The organism is Bradyrhizobium sp. Leo170 (assembly GCF_004296405.1).
Taxonomy (GTDB): Bacteria; Pseudomonadota; Alphaproteobacteria; order Rhizobiales; family Xanthobacteraceae; genus Bradyrhizobium.
In genome coordinates, this window is sequence record NZ_PSRR01000747.1 from 1 (window position 1) to 1,121 (window position 1,121).

The following is a 1,121-nucleotide window of genomic DNA, read 5'->3' on the forward strand; positions in this document are numbered from 1 at the left end:
ACCTCGGCGGAGGAGGCGAGGCCGGCTCGCAGCGAATGTCCGGCGAACTTTTCCTCCCGTTCGCCTTCCGGCAGATCGGCGCGCACCCCGGCGGCGAGCGCCGCGCGTTTGACCAGCCGGGCCACCTGCTGGTCGGCCAGGCGATCCGGACCGACGTCCTTGCCTTCCCCGCGCACCCGGCGGAACAGGGGGCCGTGACCGATCCGGGCCAGCTTCAGCCAGGTCTGCAGGGCGATGATCGGACAGGTGGCGTCAGATGAGCCGCGGCCGATCTCGATCTCGCGCCAGCCGGTCTTGCCGCGCAGGGTGACGATCATGCCCTTGTCGAATATCTCGATCCAGCCGCGGCCGTCCTCGGTCTGGTCGCGGCCACAATCCAGGCCGACGATCTCCGAGCGCCGCAGGCCGCCAGCAAAGCCGAGCAGCAGCATGGCGCGATCCCTTAAGCCCCGCAGCGTGCCGCGATTGAGCGTCTCGAGCATGGCGATCACGTCTTCCGGCAGAACCGCCTCCTTCTGCCGGGGCGGGGCAGCGTGGGTGTTGCGGATGCCGGCGAGCACGGTCGCGATATGCCGATCCGTGCGGTCCAAGGGCGTGCCGCGCTGCGCATAGTTCCAGGCCAGCGCTGAGAGCCTGCGCTCGATCGTCGAGACGGAATTGGCCTGGCGATCGGCCGTCGCGGCGCCCGAGGCGCAGGCGGTGATGTAAAGCCCGACCGTCTGCGGAGACGGCGGAAGCACCTCGAGGCCCTGGCGCCGGCACCAGGCGGAAAAGTGCTTCCAGTCGGAGGTGTAGGCCCGGCGCGTGTTGGCCGAGCTCGCCGCCTCGACATAGTCGCGGGCGCGATCGGCAAGGCGTTCCAGGTGCGCCGGCAGGCCGGTTTGTGATGGCGGGAGAGGGGAGGGGAGGGACGCGTCGGACGGGGCGGCCGCGAGCGGTTCCGAAGCGGTCGCCGGACGGCTGCTCATGCCGATGCCTCCCAGGGATCGATCACCGTGGCGCCCGTATCCTCGAAATCCCCCACATTGCGGGTGACGAGGATGAGGTCGTGGACGATCGCGGTGGCGGCGATCAGCCCGTCGATATCGCCTCGCGGCCGGATCGCGGCGATGCGGCCCCAC

General features: G+C 70.4%; 2 protein-coding genes. Both read right to left on the reverse strand.

Going from position 1 to position 1,121, the window contains the following annotated elements:
* Positions 1-968: tyrosine-type recombinase/integrase (locus CWO89_RS44440; protein WP_130584410.1), on the reverse strand; the 968-nt coding region annotated here is incomplete at its 3' end.
* On the reverse strand, positions 965-1,121 hold a 157-nt coding region (locus CWO89_RS44445), incomplete at its 5' end, for a PIN domain-containing protein (RefSeq protein WP_165421620.1). The genes CWO89_RS44440 and CWO89_RS44445, both read right to left, overlap by 4 nt.